This is a genomic window from Stappia sp. ICDLI1TA098, assembly GCF_054880955.1.
Genome location: NZ_JBTZBT010000001.1, coordinates 31,584 through 49,402, shown reverse-complemented (window position 1 = coordinate 49,402; position 17,819 = coordinate 31,584). Strand labels below are relative to the sequence as shown.

Annotated in this window: 13 protein-coding genes; all 13 read right to left on the bottom strand. The window is 66.0% G+C overall.

Annotated elements, in window-relative coordinates; all coding sequences use genetic code 11:
- Positions 1 to 84 precede the first annotated feature (84 nt).
- The 13 genes from ACSLUQ_RS00205 to ACSLUQ_RS00145 all read right to left on the bottom strand — a co-directional run bounded on the left by ACSLUQ_RS00205 (position 85) and on the right by ACSLUQ_RS00145 (position 17,269).
- Entirely contained in the window at positions 85 to 888 is an 804-nt protein-coding gene (locus tag ACSLUQ_RS00205) for a ChaN family lipoprotein (RefSeq protein ID WP_461807380.1), read from the bottom strand.
- Positions 882 to 3,191 carry a hypothetical protein gene (locus ACSLUQ_RS00200; RefSeq protein WP_461807379.1) on the bottom strand — a complete coding sequence of 770 codons (2,310 nt, stop codon included), beginning with the start codon at positions 3,189 to 3,191 and terminating at the stop codon, positions 882 to 884. Before ACSLUQ_RS00200 ends, ACSLUQ_RS00205 begins: the two co-directional genes overlap by 7 nt.
- Before the next feature lie 44 nt (positions 3,192 to 3,235).
- Positions 3,236 to 3,970 (bottom strand): ABC transporter ATP-binding protein, encoded by a 735-nt coding sequence (locus ACSLUQ_RS00195; protein WP_461807378.1) that lies wholly within the window; start codon positions 3,968 to 3,970, stop codon positions 3,236 to 3,238.
- A 7-nt stretch (positions 3,971 to 3,977) separates the two neighbouring features.
- Positions 3,978 to 5,189: an efflux RND transporter periplasmic adaptor subunit gene (locus ACSLUQ_RS00190; protein WP_461807377.1), complete on the bottom strand. Its 1,212-nt coding sequence runs from the start codon at positions 5,187 to 5,189 to the stop codon at positions 3,978 to 3,980.
- Positions 5,190 to 5,362: 173 nt separating this feature from the next.
- Positions 5,363 to 6,277: a hypothetical protein gene (locus tag ACSLUQ_RS00185; RefSeq protein WP_461807376.1), complete on the bottom strand. Its 915-nt coding sequence runs from the start codon at positions 6,275 to 6,277 to the stop codon at positions 5,363 to 5,365.
- The gene (locus ACSLUQ_RS00180) at positions 6,274 to 7,164 is read right to left on the bottom strand and encodes a hypothetical protein (RefSeq protein ID WP_461807375.1); all 891 of its coding nucleotides are present in this window, start codon (positions 7,162 to 7,164) and stop codon (positions 6,274 to 6,276) included. Before ACSLUQ_RS00180 ends, ACSLUQ_RS00185 begins: the two co-directional genes overlap by 4 nt.
- A gap of 38 nt (positions 7,165 to 7,202) precedes the next feature.
- Complete coding sequence (locus ACSLUQ_RS00175) at positions 7,203 to 9,452, bottom strand: hypothetical protein (protein WP_461807374.1); 2,250 nt, start codon at positions 9,450 to 9,452, stop codon at positions 7,203 to 7,205.
- A 56-nt stretch (positions 9,453 to 9,508) separates the two neighbouring features.
- The gene (locus ACSLUQ_RS00170; RefSeq protein WP_461807373.1) at positions 9,509 to 10,207 is read right to left on the bottom strand and encodes a hypothetical protein; all 699 of its coding nucleotides are present in this window, start codon (positions 10,205 to 10,207) and stop codon (positions 9,509 to 9,511) included.
- A gap of 11 nt (positions 10,208 to 10,218) precedes the next feature.
- Entirely contained in the window at positions 10,219 to 11,559 is a 1,341-nt protein-coding gene (locus ACSLUQ_RS00165; RefSeq protein WP_461807372.1) for a YcaO-like family protein, read from the bottom strand.
- On the bottom strand, positions 11,556 to 12,443 hold the full coding sequence (locus ACSLUQ_RS00160; RefSeq protein ID WP_461807371.1) for a thiopeptide-type bacteriocin biosynthesis protein: 888 nt from the start codon (positions 12,441 to 12,443) through the stop codon (positions 11,556 to 11,558). The genes ACSLUQ_RS00165 and ACSLUQ_RS00160 overlap by 4 nt, the downstream gene beginning before the upstream one ends.
- Entirely contained in the window at positions 12,440 to 13,468 is a 1,029-nt protein-coding gene (locus ACSLUQ_RS00155) for an ABC transporter permease (RefSeq protein WP_461807370.1), read from the bottom strand. Before ACSLUQ_RS00155 ends, ACSLUQ_RS00160 begins: the two co-directional genes overlap by 4 nt.
- Positions 13,465 to 14,496: an ABC transporter ATP-binding protein gene (locus tag ACSLUQ_RS00150; RefSeq protein ID WP_461807369.1), complete on the bottom strand. Its 1,032-nt coding sequence runs from the start codon at positions 14,494 to 14,496 to the stop codon at positions 13,465 to 13,467. The genes ACSLUQ_RS00155 and ACSLUQ_RS00150 overlap by 4 nt, the downstream gene beginning before the upstream one ends.
- Before the next feature lie 334 nt (positions 14,497 to 14,830).
- Positions 14,831 to 17,269 (bottom strand): ABC transporter permease, encoded by a 2,439-nt coding sequence (locus tag ACSLUQ_RS00145; RefSeq protein WP_461807368.1) that lies wholly within the window; start codon positions 17,267 to 17,269, stop codon positions 14,831 to 14,833.
- Positions 17,270 to 17,819 lie beyond the last annotated feature (550 nt).

Sequence of the window (17,819 nt, the reverse complement as noted above, 5' to 3'; positions counted from 1 at the left end):
GCGGATACTCGCCGTACACAGCAATGCCCCCCAACGGCATGTCGTGTCCCAAGAAACTGGATCAACGGGCTTCCGTACGACCTTTCATTTCTGTCTGAGCTGGGCGCAGGGGTCATCGCGTTGCGTCGCAGGCACAAGCACCGTCTCATCGAACGGAGCATCGCTCTGCGTTTCGACATAGGCGATGGAATGGACCTTCACCTCCGGCGCGGCCAGAGCGATCAGGCGGGGAACACCCCAATCCTTGCGGGCATGCCCGTGCCCCGCGATCAACGCCACCGGCGGCCCATGCGCCTCCAGTGCCGCCAGCACGGCCCGCGCCAGTGCCGCGTCGCGCAGCCGTTGCGCTTCGACGAAGCCGCGCATCAGCACCGCGGGCATCGCGCCGCAATGCACTTTTGCCTTGAGCGTCTCGCGCGCCGCCTGCTCCTTGCGAGGCAGCGGGCGATCAAGACCGAAGCGCCGGCCGTCGGGCCCGAACACCCGAAAGGCGCTGGAGAAAATTGCCCGGCGCGCGTCCTCACGCGAAACGCCACCACCTTCAATCCGGGCCGAGCGACCGGCCATGAAGATCGGTGCGTAGAGTTCGAAGGCTGGCCAGTCGGTCATGTCCCACTGTGTCGCCAAGGCGATTGCCGCCGGATCGGAGCGATCCGCCTGCGAGGCGCGCTGCGCCGCCTCCGCGGACAGCATTTCGAACACCATCGTCATCGGCCGGAGCTTTTCGATCATCCGCGCCTGACGAAGATGCGCTTCCCGATTGTCGTGAACCTCGCCGAGGATCACCACATCCGCATCCCGCTGATCCGCCACGCCCGGCGCATCCAGCCCGGCAAGCACGAAGACTGCCGCCGCGATCCGCGCCACTCCCCTCCTCACGCTTACCATGTCAGGCTCGCCTCCAGATGCAGCTCCACCACATGCGTCCCGCCGCCTGCCGAGACGAGGCGGTCTTGCGGTCCCGGCAGCACCTCCTGGAACACGACCGTCCGGCTTTCGCGCAGTATCCGGCGCAACAGCGCGACGCAGACCGGATTGGCGACGTCGATCCATTGCGGCTTGCGGTGCCGGTTGGCCATCGAGTTGCTCGCATGCCAATCCATGCCCGGCTTGCGGCTGACGAACACCTGCTCGGGCATGCCGCGCGCGCGGAAATACCGCCCCAGCCGCACCATGACATCGACCGAGGGCAGATGGGCTCCGCCTGGCCCCTCCCAGACCGCATCGAGAAGGTCCTGCGAGGTTTCATACCAGGTCTCGCGGAAGAGGACGCAGTCGCCGTGATATTCGCGCGGTCGATGCCGCTGGCGCCCCTCTTCGTCGCCGACGAAGCCCGCACCTGGATCCGGCCGCGCGACGGTGAGCGGACTGGTCAGATGAATCAACCAGTAGTGCAGCCCCCAGGCGGGCGTGGCGAGCACGCTGCCGAGGTTGAGGAAACGCAGCAGGCTCCCCGAGCCGTCGCGAACGATCAAACGCTGTCCCTGCGGCGCAAGCGACACATGGCACTCCCCGGTGTGCAACAGCGGAGTGTTGCCGCCGGGAGGAGAGAACCCCTCCAGGTAGCGGTCGACCAGACCCCGGTGTCGCTGCAGACTGTTGACGTCGCTGCCTCTGGACAGTCCGGCGAACCGCTCACCCGTCAGCTCTGTCTGCCGAGCCAGCCAGGCGCGCAGATGACGGCGCAGGGTTTCCGCCTCGCCGCTGCCGCCTTGGCTATAGCGGGCAAGCAGCCAGACCGGCTCGTTGAAGGTGCCGTTCAGGGCGAGCCGCAGCGCGCCATCCTCCCGGAACGGCTGCACATGGGCACAAAACGCATGGTGGCCGCTGCCAGGCCCGAGCATCTCGGTGGAGAGCCGCCGCGCCAGCGCCGGATCCGACAGCCGCGCCACCAGCCCGGGCATGGCCCGTTCGATCTCTCCGGCGAAATGCGAAAGTGGCATCGAGCCGGCTTGCGGCGGTTTCACCGCAAGGAAGAGGTCGCGCAGCAGCCGATGCTCGGGCGAGGGCATGGAAAGGTCCGCGATGGTCCGGCAGACCCGATCCCGGATTCCGGCGATATCGTAGTGCGGCTCCCGCCGGAAGCGCACCCAGCAGTCGCGATGGAGCCTAGGTACGCCCCGCAGAAGCGGATCAGCCTCAAGTCGCGCCATGAGGGACGGATCGGGCTCGCCTGACAGCGCCGCCGCCGCCTCGCTCACCTCCGGCAGACAAAGCCGCACCAACCCCTTGTCTATCAGGCTCTGGGCAAGCTCCGCCGCCTGCTCCCGCGCCACGCCATGCCTCGCGCAGGTTTCGGCAAGCTCCTCCACGCGGAAACACCGCGACGCCAGATCCCGAAAGACCCGATCTATCGGCGGGCGCAGACGGAAACTCCTCGGCTGGACGCTTTCCCAGAGCGAGCCACGTGCCTGTGACAGACTGCGGAGTTCGACGTGAAACCGGTCCGTACCAGGTGCAAATGCCCCGGCCAACTCGAGTTCCGCCGGGGCCAGCATCCCAGCATGGTTCCTGCGCAACACCGCGGCCCACTCCTGCGCGAGGCTCTCGCTCGCCTGCAGATCGAAGCGGATCGGTCCCGGTCCGCCGGAGGAGCCGTCTCGGCAGAGGCCGACACCCATGTAGCGCTGAAACGGGCTGGTCTTCTGCGAGACACGTGCGAGATAGCGAAAAAGCCGCATCGCTGCCTTGACCCTGCGGCCCGGCTTTTCGTCCATATCTCCCAGGCAGCGTGCAAACCGGGCGAGCCGCTCGCGTACCTCGTCAAAGATCCACCGTGTCCGCTCCTCCCCGGCCAGCCCGGCAAGCGCGGCCAATATCCTGTCCACCTCTGCACCGTACCCATCCTCGAGCAGGTCGAACGCGTTCGAGAGACGCTGTGCGGCAGCGGCAAGCTCCGTCAGGTCCGCACCGGGTCCCGGCTCTTGACGCACAAGAACCGGAACCCTCCGGAACGTGCCGGCGACGAGCGCCCTGCGAAGCTGTCGGGAAGTCGAGCGAATTGCCGTTTTGTCTCCCGCAGCAAGCACGACAGTGCGCTGCGTCTCCCAGTCGGCCTGCGCCGCCTGCACGGCGTCCAACGCCTGTCGGAAGCCGGGCGAGACCAGGTCCTCGAGTGTTTCCGCCGGCAAGGGAGCAAGCCGCAGGACGAGGATGTCCGCCGCCGCCGCGCGCGGCCCGTCTCCGATCATCTTGCCTGGAACCTCCGGTACAGGAACCCGACCGACACCGTGCCTCATGTCCCGATTGCCCGGACCCAGCGCTCCGAGGGTGCGGCCCGTCTCTCGCCCAGCTCTCCAGCCCGCTCCAGTGTGACATGCCCGCCCTGCATTTCGACGACAAAGTCGCCGAGTTCGGCGATGTCCGGATCATGGGTGACGAGAATGACCGTCGTGCCGCGCGCGCGGCAGGCGAGCAGCGCCTCCAGCACGCCGGCGCTGCTTTCCCGGTCGAGATTGCCGGTCGGCTCGTCGGCGAGAATAATGTTCGAGCGCATCGCCAGAGCGCGGGCAATCGCAACACGTTGCCTTTGCCCGCCCGACAGCTGAAAGGGGAAATGTCCGGCGCGAAAGCCAAGGCCGAGATCCTCCAGCGCCTGTTCGGCCCGCTCCCGGCATTCGCGTGCCGGCAGCGACATGTAGCGCGCCGGCAGGGCCACGTTCTCGGTGACCGAGATTTCCTCTATCAGGTTCAGGGACTGGAAGATGAAGGAGACCTTTTCCCGCCGCAGCGCCAACCTTCGACGCGCGCTCAGACGCGAAACACATTCGCCATCGAACCGCACCTCCCCCTCGTCGGGGGCGTCCAGCAGCCCCATGATCGCCAGCATTGTCGTCTTGCCACACCCCGACGGCCCGATCACCGTGGTGAGCCGGCCCGAGGGGATCGCCAGCGACAGCGCGTTCAGCGCAGTTGTCTCTACATCGCGGCTGCGGAACCGCCTGGTAACGCCGTGGAGCTCGATGTGCATGACCGGCCTACTCGATCTTGAGATATTCGGCCTCGACGAAGCCGAGATAGGATGAGACGACGACCACACTCCCTGGTTGGGGGCCAGTCTTTAGCGCGACCTCGTCGCGGGTGGTGGCCAGGATCTCGACCGGCACCTTGCGCGCACGGCCCGTCGCTTCGTCCAGCGCGAAGATCCAGTTGCCGCCGGTCTGGGCGAGGAACCCGCCATTCGCGACGATGAGCACGTCGTCGGCAAGCGCCCGTGTGCGGATCTGGATGTCCAGCCGCTGGCCGTGGACGAGCCCCTCCGGCGGTGCCTCGACGAAGTCCATTTCCAGGGTGATCTTGCCGTCGATCACCTCGGGCAGGATCCGGCGCACCCGCAAGGCCCGCCAGGCACCCTCTGCGTCTCTCCAGCTTGCCTCGTCCCCCACCGAGAGGCGGTCCAGATAGATCTCGTCGACCTCCGCCTCGATGATCGGCGTGCCGAGCTCGAACAGGGTGACGAGGTTGCTGCCGCGCTCCACCACCTCGCCCCGCTTGACACTGAAATCGGAGAGGGTTCCATCCATCGTCGCCCGGATGTTCAGCGCGTCGAGCGAGTCCCGCGCCGTCTCGAGATTGCGCATCAGGTTGCCCGACAGCGTCTTGGCCTGCAGGATCTGATCGGTTTGCCACCCGATCCGCGATTTCAGCATCCCAAGCCGCTTCTCCAGAACCGTATCGAGATAGGTTTCCTGCCGCATCAGACCCTTCACCTCGGAGGGCTTGTCGTGGCCTCTCATCAGCAACTGGCGGCGGCGCTCCAGCTCGATCTTGATCTCGCCAATCTCTTTGGTCAGCCGCAGAACCTCCAGTTCGTCCTCCTGGCGGCCGCGCTCGAGGCTTTGTTCGCGCTGCGTCAGCGCGTTCAATTGCTCGGCCACCTGCACCTCAAGATTGAAGAAGCTCATTTCCGTTTCCGGGTTCGATAGCTCGAACAGGAGCTTGCCGGCTCCGACCCGGTCGCCCGGCTTCACATGCACCGCGTCGACCCGCCCCGAGATGCTGTTTTGCAACGCAACGGAGGTGCGCGGCTTGACCAGTCCGGTGGCATGCAGCACCGGCTGGAATGCCCCTCGCCTGACGCGGTCGAGAACCACCTCGTCGCCTGCAAGGCGGATCACCCGGTCATCCGACCAGTCGACCTGTGTCGCCGCCATTGCCATCACGGCGATGGCAGCAACGATGGCGGCCACCAAACCGAGCGGGCGCCGCCACCAAATCCGCTTCAGCGGGCGGTCCATCGACTCAAGGCGCCGTTGCGTGACAGGAGTTTCCGCCGGCGCCGCGTTGCAACCGGCGCCATCGTTCCTCCCGCCCCCCGCTCCTGGGTGCACGAATGGATGGGGGCGGGGTGCGCCGGGAGAGCTCATTGCACCTCCAGCAGAAGCTCACTCTCCGGGATTGCCCGCGCGCCTGGCTCGACCGTGCCTCCGGAAGAGCTGAAGACAAGGTGGAAAGCCCCCTCACCACCGCCTGCGATCCGGCGCGCGATCTCCTCCCCCCGTTCGCGATGTTCGGCCGAGACAAGGCGAAGCACCATCCCGTCAAGGGCATAGACCCGCTCCCCGGGCGCGCTCCGCGCCTCGTCCGGAACCAGCGCCAGCGCGGCCAACGCCCGTTCGCTGCCCTCAAGGTCGCGAACCCCAAACCAGACTTCTGAAATCCCCGTGACGCCATTGGGATGGTCCTGCCACTTGCGGTCATCATACTGGGGATAGTCCTGCCGGACCTTCTCGATGCCTGCAGCATTCCGCTCGGCGAAACTGAAGTTCCACAAGGGAAACTCGAACGAGCGGATGAACAGCAGTTCGAGTATTCGTGGATAGGTCGGCTCGCCGCCGGCATGCAGGGAAATGACCTCGGTCGTCGGCACTCCGGTACCGGCAAGGGACATCATCGCTGTGGCAATGCTCGGAACATAGAAGGCAAGCCCAACCGTCCTCGCCGCCTTCATCTCCAGTTGTTCGTAAAACGGCCGCCTGCTGAAGAACTCGACGCTCTGGCCTGAGGACAGCATCACCATGATGCTCTCCTCTCCGCTCGCCCGCTGCCCCAGCGGCCAGGGACTGAACCCCATTTCCTCGCTCAGCCAGCGCTCGGTGGCCGGCAGGTCGTCCACCGCGATGCGCAGGAAACCAACGGTCTCGACATCCATCTCCGGTGCCGTGGCGGACCAGGCGGGCAGATCGCTCGGACCTGGTATCGCCACGGGCTGCTGCGCCCAGGCGGAAGGCGAAACGAAAATGAGGAGGCCGAGCGCGATACGGACAAATGGTTTCATCGCAGGATCTTTCCCAGGAAGACGAGACACAGGAGAACCGGCAGTGCAGCCAGAAGCAGGACGTAGACCCGCGTCATCCGTTTCAGGCCCGGCGGTCCGAAAAGGCCCGCTCCTTGCCAGCGGCAGGGTCCGTAATCCGGGTCGCCAAGAGCGGCGCGGCAGGCGCTGACAAGGTCGCTGCGCCCGAACGGGTTGAGGTTGGCCATCAAAAACAGAGCGCCGGCGAGCGCCACCGCCTGAAGCGGGGCGATCGGACCGGGCATGGCCCAGAGCACCAGGACCGCCAGCCCCGTCAGGACGAGATCGCAAGCCGGCCCGGCCAGATGGATAAGCGCGTGGTCGCGCGGCGCCAGGTCCCATGCCTCCCGCAGATCGAGCCAGGGCATCGGCAGTCCCGTCTTGCCGCGATCAAACCCGACCGCCGACGGCGCGACACCGAAAAGGCGCGCAACAAGCAGATGTGCGAGCTCGTGCAGCAGCACAAGGCTGGGCACGGCAAACAGCAGCCAGCCGAGCGTGGCGACCGAAAGCGGGAAACCGCCGCTGTCCAGGGGAGCGGCGGATTGCGCCGCCAGGAAGGAGATGCACAAGATGGCCGAGGCCATCGTCAGGGCACCGCCGAGCGCCGTGACGAGATGCCCTGCCGGGCTCGCCGGCGCGCGCGCCCCCAGGTCCGCCAGCGAATGACGGGCGATCAGGGCTTCCGCGGCGGAGAGCACCGCCTCGGCTGCGGGTTCGCCCGACACCACCAGATCCTTGAGCACGACATCGCGCTTTTGCCCTCCCAGCAGCGCGACGACGGCCCGCGACAGGGGGCCGCTCACGCGGACATAGGGCATGGGCAGGCGTGGAATGATGAACAGCCTGCCTCCGGATCGGACCAGCATCGGAGGGGCCTCGGTGGCGGTTGGGACGGACGGCGGCCTCATGACGGCGCGGCCTCTCCGAATGCCAGCCCGGCAATCGGGGCGATCCGCCAGCTATCTGCGGGCAGGCAGGCGTTCATCCCCTCGTTGAAGACACCGCCGAGAAGCGTTCCTTGCAGCCCGCGGGCGCAGGCGCCAAGCCAGGCGAGATGCAGGCCAGCGCCGAGGGCCTGCAACGCATTACGGTACCCGGCCGCGCCATGGGCACTGGCAAGAGGGCCCATTTCCAGTCCGCCGACCAACATGGCCGGAGCCATGTCGGGTACGCCTTGCCAGAAGATCCGCGCATCCCGTGCCCCCGGCCTCCAGCCCGCCAGTCCCGCTCCGCGATTGAAGACGCGCCCCCGTGCCCGATCCACGGCGACAATGCGGATGTGGCGGGCGAGCCCCGGCACGTACCGCGCCACACCCGTCTCGGCTTCCGCGAGCAACTCCAGGATCGTGTCGCACGGGAGGGCATCAGGCGGCAGCAGTCGCACCGCCCGGCGTGCCGACAGCGTCGCGCCGAGATCGGCCAGCCCACCCAACGATGCCTGCGGCTCCCCCGGAACCGCGCGCGGTTGCGACGGGGCCAGCGGCCTCCGGCCCAGCGCCGCGACCCACAGCAGCGCCCTCTGCTCCGACAGGGCGGCAGGGTCCGGCCCGAACACCGGCTCTGCGCCGGGACCTCCGCTTGCGACCGATGTTCCGGATGCCAGGCATGCTGAAAGCAGATAGCGATCATCGACGAAGGAAAGCGGCAGGAGCCTTTCGATCGGCCGCATATCCAGATCGGCCCGAACCGTCAGAGGCATCCCGAGCCTTGCTCCGACCTGCATGAGCACGGCCGCACCGACGCCCGCATCGAGCCCGCAGATCTTGTAGGCAGCATCCTGGTACTTGCGCGCCACCCGCCGCAGCCGTGACACGATCAGGAAAGACGGCTCGCTCTCGCTCAACCCTGTTTCATTGCTTGCCAGCACCTCCCCGAGCCTCTCCAGCGCATGGTCGGTGTCGCGGTACCGGTAGAGGCCGGCGGGAAGATCGGTGGCGCACGGCAGGTTGACCAGAAGCTCAGCCGAGCGCAGGTCGCCGCCGGAGGGCGTTATGCGTCGGCCGCCATCCAGCCCGAAGGCCCATTTGCACGCCAGCGACAGGCGTTCAGACAAGGTGCCCTGCCGCTCAACCACGGCTTCGGGCAGGAAGAATGCCGGGGCGCCGAAAAAGGCCGGTGCCGGCCCGCTCGCCAACTTCCGGTTCTTGGTTGCGTAGTGCATCAGATAGGTGCGCGAGCTCAGGTGGCGGCTGAACGGCTCCTCGATGCCCGACTGCGCCGCCGCCACCAGCAGCGCCTCGTTTGGCGTCGACGAACCCGCCTCCACCGCCACATAGGGCGACACCAGGACGGCGCGCCGAAGCAACTCCTTGTGGGTCGCGCACCGGCTGAAGATCTCGACGGCATTGAACTTCCGGCCCCGTTCCAGACCGCAGGCGAGCCGGAACAGCCTTGCGGCAGTGATCGTCGCCCACATTTCCTTCATCGGATGACCGCTGAGCACCGGACGCCCGCTTGCCAGCCAGGCCCCGGAAAGCCATTTGGCCACGGCGCTCGCGGTCTCGGCCGGAACCAGCGGTCCGAGCCTGAAACTGTCCCGATCGCTTCCGGCAAAGAGCGTCAGCGCGCCGGGCCTGGTGTCCTCGTTCGACAGTTGCAGGCCGGCGGGATCATCGTAGAGCACCAGGCTGACATCGTGGACACTGCCGTTGCAGGCACCCGCCCCGTCCAGCGCCAGGCCGGCCCCGCGCACCGCACGCTCCGCTGCCTGGCGCAGATGCTCCGGCCCGGACACCCGGACCCGGAACCGATCAAAGGCCTCGCGCAGCGCCCGCCTCGAACGGTGAACGCTGTCAGCACCGCAGACCTGCTCCCAGAACCGCTCCGTCTCCGGATCGCGCAAATGGACACCCCCTTGCGGGCCGGGCGATCCATCCTGCAGCACCCCATTGCGGTCCAGCAACGCGACCAGTTCGTCGACATTCCTCGCTGCTTCGTCGAGACCGCCGAACTCCACCGCCACGGCAGTGGCGATCTCTTCCCGTGCGCGCGTGCCGTCGCACAGGCCCAGTATGCGCTTCACCAGGTCGAGCGGGATGGTGCTGCTCAGCACCTCGCGGCGATTGCCGCACAGGATCGCCAACCGCGCTGGTCCAAAGGGCAGGATTGCGAAATCCGGCGGAAAATAGGGCGCCAACGGCGCGAGCCGCAGCAATTCGGGATCGCGAACCCGCTGCGCGGCAAGCTCCCGGGCGTGACTGCGCTCGACATTCAGCATAGCGGTTCCTTCAACGTATCCGTTGCCGGGGCAGCAGGGCCAAGGTTCAGCATTTCGCCGAGGTGGCGGTTGGTTCGACGGCCGGAAGCTGCCGTCTCGCGGCGGCAGCGGCAGCCGTGGAGCGCCAGGACCATGCCATCCTCAAGGAAGCTCCCATCGGAGAGAAAGCGCAGGAAGCGTCCCCGGCAGTCCTCCTCTGGCTGGCGCAGGCGCGCGGCGAAGGCCTGGGCGGCAAGGGCGGCAAGATAGGGTGGAAAGCCCGGCCGCGCGGATGGCGCGCGGCACAGGAACGCCCTGTCGAGCTTTTCCAGCCGCCCCGCATCGTCGAAGGTGGCGGTGGACAGGCGCCGCCTGGCGAAACAGTCGGGGCAGCCCGGCAGGTCGGCGCGGAAATGCGGCCCGACCATGAGCGTGTCTGCGAACAGGGCGATCAGATGCAGCCGGCAGCCGGAGCCGGCCAGCCTGTCCCACAGGTTCGCCATGCTGTCGGGTCGGTCGAAATCCAGAACCGCAAGAGTGTCAGCCACCTGCAACGGCTCAAGCCCCGCCTCCGCGTCCAGATCCACGACAGGCCCGATACGCAGCCCCTGGGTTCTCAACTCGTCCAGAACCCGACGACCAAAGACGCCGGAAATGACGCATTGCAGGGTCGTCGGGTCATTGGCAGCTGTGCGGGCAGGCGTGGCGGCCATCTCTGTTCCTTTCACGCGAACGGCTGGGGATAGGGATTGGCGGCAGCCCGGTCGAAATGCCCGTAGCCCGCCTTCTTCGGGTAGCTTTGAAGCCGCGCGTGGCCGAGGTATCGGGCGGAGGGCAGGAAATCGAGCGGCATCAGATCCGGAGTGAAGGCGCGGATGACGCTCAGGCCGGCCTCCCTCAGGTCGTCGGTCGTGAGGTCGACCAGCGTCAACTCGAAATCGAGCGCCTTGAAGCGGGCCACAAGCCAGTCGAATTCATCGCGCGGATCCGGACCGCAATCGGGGCCAAGCCCCGAGATGAGGGTCTCTCGCCGCCCCGTCGACAGAAAGTCGAAGGCGGCTGCCTGTTCCGGCCGCCCCATGTAGCTTGCACCATACTCCAGCCGCGAGAAGTGGAGCGGGTCGTCGGGGATGTCCTGGAAGAAGGGGATCGCCGTACGCGCCACACAGGCTTCGCGCACCACCTTGCCATAGGCAGTCCAAGGGTCGAACTCGGTGCTGCAGCCGACGAAAGTGGAGAGCTGCGGATGCCCTTCGTATTTCTGCAGCAGATAGACGGTCGGCACGCCGAGATCGGTCGTCGCGTCGTAAAACTCATGTTGCAGCGGCAGGGTGCCGATCCGCGCCAGCGTGCGAGCCGCCTGCTCCGGAGGTTCGGCGTCGACGACGAGCCGTGGCAACGGCAGCCGGCAGATCCAGGTGAGCGCGATGGCATCTCTCTCGATGCTCTCGCAGATTGCCGAGACGGCCGCCCGGTAGGGACAGCTATGGATGGCGATCCCCGTCGTGATCGGCGCCCAGAACGCTTCCCCCGGCAGCAACTCGAACACCAGGTGCGACATCACCAGCGGCAGCCAGACCTTGCGCCCCTGTGTGAGGGAATACCCCTCGACCCAACGGATTGGCCGGTCCGGATCGAAGGCATGCAACTGACAATGCGGATCGGCAAGCTCGGCTGCATCGCATTTCGGCCAGCGGCGATGATCCAGCGCCGCTGATCCCAACTCATTGGCGCTGGTGAGGATGTAGTCGTTCTCGTCGAAAATCGAGCTGGCGTAGCGCTCGGCGGCCTCGGCGACGGCACGAACATAGGCCATGTCGGCGTTCAGATCACCGCCATTGCCGGCGGTCAGCGTCGCAGCCGCGCTGCTTCCGTCGCCGGCGCGAATCCAGGGATAGCTCAGCGACACGTTGCAAAGCCTTGCGGTGCGCCGCCGGAAGTCCGGCACGCCCAGTTCCTCGTCATCGATCGGTGCGACGCTCCTTACGATCCCGCAGGAGGGGCTGAGGATCGATGACCATGAAAACCGGGTGCGGAAATCGTTCCGCTCGAAAACCTCGATCATGCCGCCACCCCGTCGAAAGCAGAGACGAGGCGCGCGAGATACGCCTCGTCCGCCGCCGGGAAGCCGAGCCTGTTCATCATCAGGTGGCAGAGATTGAAGGCAAGCTGGTCGCGGAAATTGTCGTTCTGCGGCATGTGATGGGCTGCGGCCCGCGACATGGCCCGCACCGAGATCTCCCACTTTGCGAGCAGCGCCGTCTCGTCGTCGGTAAGTAGCGCCCCGGCGTCGAGCGGATCGAACGCGGTCTTGCGGATCTCGGTGATCTTCTCGTCGAACTGGGACTGCGCCGCATTCGCGCCACGCATCCAGTAATCGCTGTAGTCCGCCAGAAACTGGTGGGTGGAGCGCGGCAGGTCGAACAGCTGCACGCAGCGCACCATCAGCAGCGGAGCCATCCACTTGCGCGAACGCCCCTCCAGAAGCTCCGCCCCGATGATCGCCGCTGCGATCTCGCTCGACAGCTGGAAGTGCGTCTCACAGGCCTCCAGCATCTCGCCGGTCCCGTATTTTCCGGTTTCCGGCTCATAGGTGTCGCGCTGGACAAGCGCGCGCGAGAAGCCGGGGGCCGGCCCGGCCCCCCTCGCAGTGCCGACAAGCGGGGTAAAGGGACTTTCCGGCGTGACCGCCAGTTCCGACACCAAGGTGCTGAGCTGCCGCTCGAGCTGCACCGCAAGCGGCTGCAGCGCCTCAGGGGAGGCCGGCAGAAAGCGCAAGCGCAGATGCGGCCCGCCATCATCGGTCATGCGCAGGAAGTGCCATTTCCCAACCTCTGGCCGGGCACCGATTTGCGCCAGGTCGGTGGCGACGAGGTGATCAAAGCCGGAACCGAACACCCCCGGGTAGAGCTTGAAATAGATCCAGCTTGCGCCATGCGACACAGTCATGTCCCCCGCTCCATGTCGAACCTGAAGAAACGAACCGAGACCACCGTCAGCACCAGTGTTGCCGCCGCCAGCACGGCGACCGCGACTTCCAGGGAGACGCCTTGCGCTTCGCCTGTCGCCGCCATCCGCAGCCCCTCGACAAGGTAGGTGATGGGCAGCAGGCCCGAGATCAGCGCCAGGCCACCGCCTGGCGGCACCTGGAAGAACACGTTGCCGAAGCTCAGCATCAGGAAGTTGAGCCCGAGCGTCAGCAGCATGCCGACCTGCTGGTTGCCGACGATGCCGCCAAGGGCAAAGCCCATGGCGACAAAGCAACAGGTTCCGAGCGTCAGAAGCGCGGCGAAGAGCACCCCGCTGCCCTCGATGCGAAAGCCGAAGAAGGCGGTCGAGATGGCGTAGAGGCCGGCCATCTGCACCAGTGCGATCACCAACCGGGTGGTCAGCAGCGCCACGACGATCTGGAACACGGTAATCGGCAGGGTTTTCATGTGGCGGAAGACACCGCGTGCCCGCTGTTGCAACAGCGGCGTCGAGGTTCCGAACAAGCCAAGCTGCAGCAGCGACATGGCAAAGAATGCAGGCAGCAACTGCACGAGTTCGGACGTCCGCTGCACCGGCTCGAAGCTGTAGTCGAAGGGCGCCGGATCGGCCCGGCTGCCGGCCGCCGCCAGCGCGATGGTGCGAAGCGTCGGTGCCAGCACCGGGTCGGCCGCGATCACAAGCCCGACGCGGCCGTCGGTTGCCACGGTGATCATGACGGTGCCGGCCCCCGTACGGCCGGCCGGCAGCACGCGCACGGACGGCACCGCTGCAAGGGCCTCGATGACCGCCTGCGCCTGCGGCGTGTCCACGTCCCCCTCGACGGAGAGCGGCAGCGAGCCGTATCCGCTCCCGCCGGACCCCGTCAGGAAGAAGATCACGACAAAGATCAGCGGGAACACGAAAGTGAAGAAGCTCGATGTGAAATCACGCAGATATTCGCGGAAATTGTTGAGCATCAGGATGGCGAGCAGTGGCGCGTTCATCCCCGTGCTTCCTTGCGTTCCGACCCAAGAAGGGCAACAAAGACGTCCTCCAGCGTCGACCGGCGCTGGCCCAGCCGCGCCAGATCGAGATGGGGGCGCAAGGGCGAGGCAAGCAGGCCGTCGAGATACCCGGCTTCGAACACCACCTGCGCCACGCCTTCCCGCGACGTCTCAAGCGTCAGCTTCGTCCGCATGTCCGCATCGGCGTCGATGATCCGCCCCGCCACTTCCGCGTCGCTCAGCGCGATCGTCAGGCGCGGTGGGTGCCCGTTGCGCGCGATCAGATCGTCCGGGGTTCCGGTCTCGCGCACCCGGCCGTTCTCGAGGATCACCACATTGCTGCTCAACTCGGTCGCCTCGGCCATGTCGTGGGTGGAAAGCAGGATGGCGGACGGCGCGGCTTGCCTGTCGCACAGCCGCCGCAACTCCTTCCAGAACGCCAGGCGGCTGAACGGGTCGAGGCTCGCCGTTGGCTCGTCAAGGATCAGGACGGACGGGTCCCCCACCAGCGCGGCTACCAGCGCGAGCTTGCGCTGCTGGCCGCCGGAGAGCTGACCGATCCTCTTCTTCCAGGCGCCGTCGAGAGAAAACGCCTCGATCAGCGAGAAAGGCAGATCCTGGCTGCGATAGGCCTTGCGCACCATCGCCAGATATTCGTCGGTGCGCAGCAGGGACGGCAGGCTTTGGTGTTGCAGCACGATACCGACCTTGCGCCGCCGGTCGAGCGACAGGCTCGAATAGGGGGCTCCCAGGATCGTCGTCCGGCCGCTGTCGGGCTTGCGCAACCCGACCAGGATTTCGAGCAGGGTGGTCTTTCCCGCCCCGTTCGGCCCGAGCAACGAGGTCAGGGTCCCCGCCCTGCATTCGAGGCTGACGCCGTCGAGCGCCACCTGCCCGCCATAGCGCTTGCACAACCCGCTCGAGACAAGCCCCGACGGAACGGGATCCCCGGAGATGCGAAGCCGGCTACGCCCGAGCGTGACAGAAGAGCCGCCACGCAGTGCCGCAACAACACTAGAATTGGTCATCGAACTCTCATCTCCGGGGAGGACTTCAACTCATTCGTGGCAGCTGCTACAGCCCGAGTCGTAACCGCCCGTGCCCGTTATGCAGCCGATGCAGAAGAAGCTTCCGACTGTTGAACCGGCACCGCTGCCGACCGTCGTTCCGGTCGAGAGACAGTCGCTGGTGGTAGCCCGAGCTAAAGTCGGCTCGATTTCCTCGATGTAGCTTTCGTAGACCTCCGAATGAGAGGGGGCACAGATATCAAGAACATGCCGCATTTCATTCCTCCTTCTCATGTTTAACGTAAGTAAAATTTTGCATTACTTATCATAATACTGAAAATTCAGATTGATTTTCTCATGCACCTCCATTCGCAATTGATGAGAACTGATCTCTTCGAGATATGAGAAAGAGCTCGACCGCGATGCAAGACGCGAGAGCCAGTACGGATGAAAGAACGAGCCCCAGGAAGACGATCGCAAGCACGGCTAGCGACACCGCCGAGATCCGCTCCGCTTGCCCAGACAGCCATGCCTGGCCGAGCATGATCGTGGCCGCGCCGGCAAAGGGGATTGCGCATAGCAGCGGCATCACCAGACGACTGGCCAGGACCGGCGCCAGTTGCACCGGCCGTGCGCCAAGCAACTGGCGCAGACCAAGTTCCCGCCGGCAGGTGACCGACTGGAAGCGGATCACCGCGAACAGCGCACCGCCGACAACAAAGAGGGCTGTGATCCAGGTTCCCAGGATGAGCAGGGCGACACCTTCCGCTGGTCGGTTCGCCGCCCCGTAAAATGCCGAAAGCTCGATCCGCGAAGGCGTCACATGCGGCCACAGCCGCCACCAAACCGGGACGACTTCCCCAAGCCGGGAAGGCCCTTCGACGGTGTCGAAGCGGATGGTAACCGCGCGAAACAGGTTCGCATCGTGATAGACAACGAGCGGCGAGTTCGGGACATGCCGTCCGTTCAGGCGAAAATCCTCAACCACGGCCGCGACATGCAGGCGAACACGCGGGCCACCGTCGAAACTCAGCAATGTCTGGCCAACGGCCTCCTCCGGGACGGAGAAGCCAAGTTGCTCGGCAGCGCTCCGGTTGAGGACGGCCTGGTCGGTTCGCTCCCGCCAGTTCTCCGGCAGCTCCCCGGCAATCAACTCCACGCCGATGCTTCTCAGGAACCCCGCATCCGCCGACAGCGCCTGATAGCGCTTTTCCGTCTTCCGACGGTCGGTGGCCGCGCGAAGCTCCATGTAGCTGTAGTCTTGCAGGGTGCCGGGAAGTGTCTTGGCGAAGCCGACCTCGCGCACGCCCGGCAGAGACAGCAACTCCTGCCGGAAGGCATCGTGGCGGATGCCGAGGACGCCGTCCTGGTCGACCCGCAGGGCCAGCGTGCCCTCCAGTGACATGCCGGTGTCCTGCCGCGCCAGATAGAGCTGCTGCAGGAGCAGCACGAGCGAGAGACCGGCCGCCGTGCTGCCGACGACGAAAGTGGCCCAGAGCGGCAGGGGGCGGTGGCGGGCCCGCACGGAGGCGGTCGGACGGCGGGTCAACGACAACAGGCCGACGGCGACGAAGACGAAAACGCAAGCGGCAAGGACGGCAATGCCCTCCCGTGGCGTGATCGCGAAGGCGGACGGATCCATCCTCAGCAGGTTCGCGACCAGCCTGGACAGCCAGATGCCTCCGGCGACCCCCAGGGTGCAGAAGCCGACCGCCGCCACCGCCGTCATGCCCGCGAGCGCCATCCGGCCGGCGGCCGGCGGAACGGCGAGACTGCCCAGGGTTTCGAACAATGCCGCCGTCTGCAGCCGCGCCAGGGCGACCCCATAACCGAAGGCCGCCAGCGCGACGCAAGCGAGAACCGCAGCGCCAAGCCACAGCAACCGCGCCAGGGCCGGCGATATGGCCGCCACGAGTTCCTCGTAGGCCCCGTTCGACAGCCAGATGTCGGCCGCCGCCCGCGCCCTGAAGTCCGGCACCCATCCACCGAGATACGGTGCGCGGGCGGTCAGGTCCGCGGCGATCGCCTCCGCCCGCTCGTGCGCGCCCTGGCCCGGAATACGAACGAAGGTGTAGGCGTTCGGGCGTAGCCATTCCATCGGCAACTGGCGCAGGGAGCTGGGCAGCAGGTCGCGGTCAATCGCGCCGGGCACCGGATCGACGAGAACCACGTCCGGTCGAAAAACGGCGTTCTCCGCGAAAGGGGTGAACACCGCCGCGACGGTATGGGTCGATGCCTGGCCATGCCTGTCGACCCGGGAGAGGGAGATACGCAGCCCGATCGGATCGCGTTTCCCGAACAGGCGTCGCGCCTCGGTGGCGCTGATCAGAGCGTCGCCCGGCCCGGGTTGTCCGGTCGCGAATGCCCCCTTCTGTATCTTCCAGTCAAACACCGCGAGCGAGGGCTGGTCGCTGCGGAAGACGGCACCGCCCGGCAGCGACAGTTCATCAATCACCACCTGCGATCTCACCGGAGTGAAGCGTCCGGCAACCGCCAGCGCCCCATGGTCCTGCCGGATCAGACGGGCCAGTGGGTCGGGTGACGTGGCCCAGTGCCCGCTTTCGCTGGTATGGCCGGACGTCCAGACGGTGTCTATGCGCCACAGATCGGCGTCGACCAGACGCCCCGGCGCGAAGTAATACCGGACGGCGCCAAGCAGAACGACGCAGACCGCCATCGCGGCAGCAAGCACGACAAACAGCAGGAAGAAGCTGAGCCACTGGCGGCCGAGCCTCGCCAGAAAGGCGCCAAGCAAAGCCCGCGTTGGAAAAAGCCCAGAGAGAACCACAGCCACCGCCCCGCCAACGTGTTCAGGAGGGCGAACCCTGCCTCAACATCCATCGATGGCTGACCGACGACGCACGAGATGCAATCACGGCGTGTCAGGTGGCTGATTTGCACAATCCTAAATGACATTCCCCAACTGTCAAGACACTCTTACCTTTGATAGGCAAATGCAGAAAATACATATATTAGGATCGCCATCAAATAATACGTATAGATATTTTTATCAGTGACTAAATAACATTTATATTCGACATATATAGATATATATCAAGACGCCGCGAGATCGAAAATGGAGAGAAGCGCAAATAGCGCGGCGCGGTCACAACGGATGCATCACGGCCATTGCCATTCCCCCTCGGGAAACTCACGCGACAACGTGTTGCCCGGCGGGGCGGCAACCAGTGTCTTGAGCCAAGTGATCTCGCTTTCCAGCGTCTTGAGCCATGCCCCTTGCGGGCGTTAACTCCGCCACGCCTGGCGTCCCACTTAGATGCCGGCAGCTTTGCAGGAGTTGGCAAGAGCTCGCACTGCCCCTTTCGGCACAAGCGCACCGGTAG

What these genes read in the sequence shown, in the direction of transcription:
- ACSLUQ_RS00150 (WP_461807369.1), bottom strand. Translation starts at nt 14,496, where the DNA reads ATGACCAATTCTAGTGTTGTTGCGGCACTGCGTGGCGGCTCTTCTGTC.
- ACSLUQ_RS00205 (WP_461807380.1), bottom strand. Translation starts at nt 888, where the DNA reads ATGGTAAGCGTGAGGAGGGGAGTGGCGCGGATCGCGGCGGCAGTCTTC.
- ACSLUQ_RS00165 (WP_461807372.1), bottom strand. Translation starts at nt 11,559, where the DNA reads ATGATCGAGGTTTTCGAGCGGAACGATTTCCGCACCCGGTTTTCATGG.
- ACSLUQ_RS00200 (WP_461807379.1), bottom strand. Translation starts at nt 3,191, where the DNA reads ATGATCGGAGACGGGCCGCGCGCGGCGGCGGCGGACATCCTCGTCCTG.
- ACSLUQ_RS00170 (WP_461807373.1), bottom strand. Translation starts at nt 10,207, where the DNA reads ATGGCCGCCACGCCTGCCCGCACAGCTGCCAATGACCCGACGACCCTG.
- ACSLUQ_RS00180 (WP_461807375.1), bottom strand. Translation starts at nt 7,164, where the DNA reads ATGCTGGTCCGATCCGGAGGCAGGCTGTTCATCATTCCACGCCTGCCC.
- ACSLUQ_RS00155 (WP_461807370.1), bottom strand. Translation starts at nt 13,468, where the DNA reads ATGAACGCGCCACTGCTCGCCATCCTGATGCTCAACAATTTCCGCGAA.
- ACSLUQ_RS00195 (WP_461807378.1), bottom strand. Translation starts at nt 3,970, where the DNA reads ATGCACATCGAGCTCCACGGCGTTACCAGGCGGTTCCGCAGCCGCGAT.
- ACSLUQ_RS00160 (WP_461807371.1), bottom strand. Translation starts at nt 12,443, where the DNA reads ATGACTGTGTCGCATGGCGCAAGCTGGATCTATTTCAAGCTCTACCCG.
- ACSLUQ_RS00185 (WP_461807376.1), bottom strand. Translation starts at nt 6,277, where the DNA reads ATGAAACCATTTGTCCGTATCGCGCTCGGCCTCCTCATTTTCGTTTCG.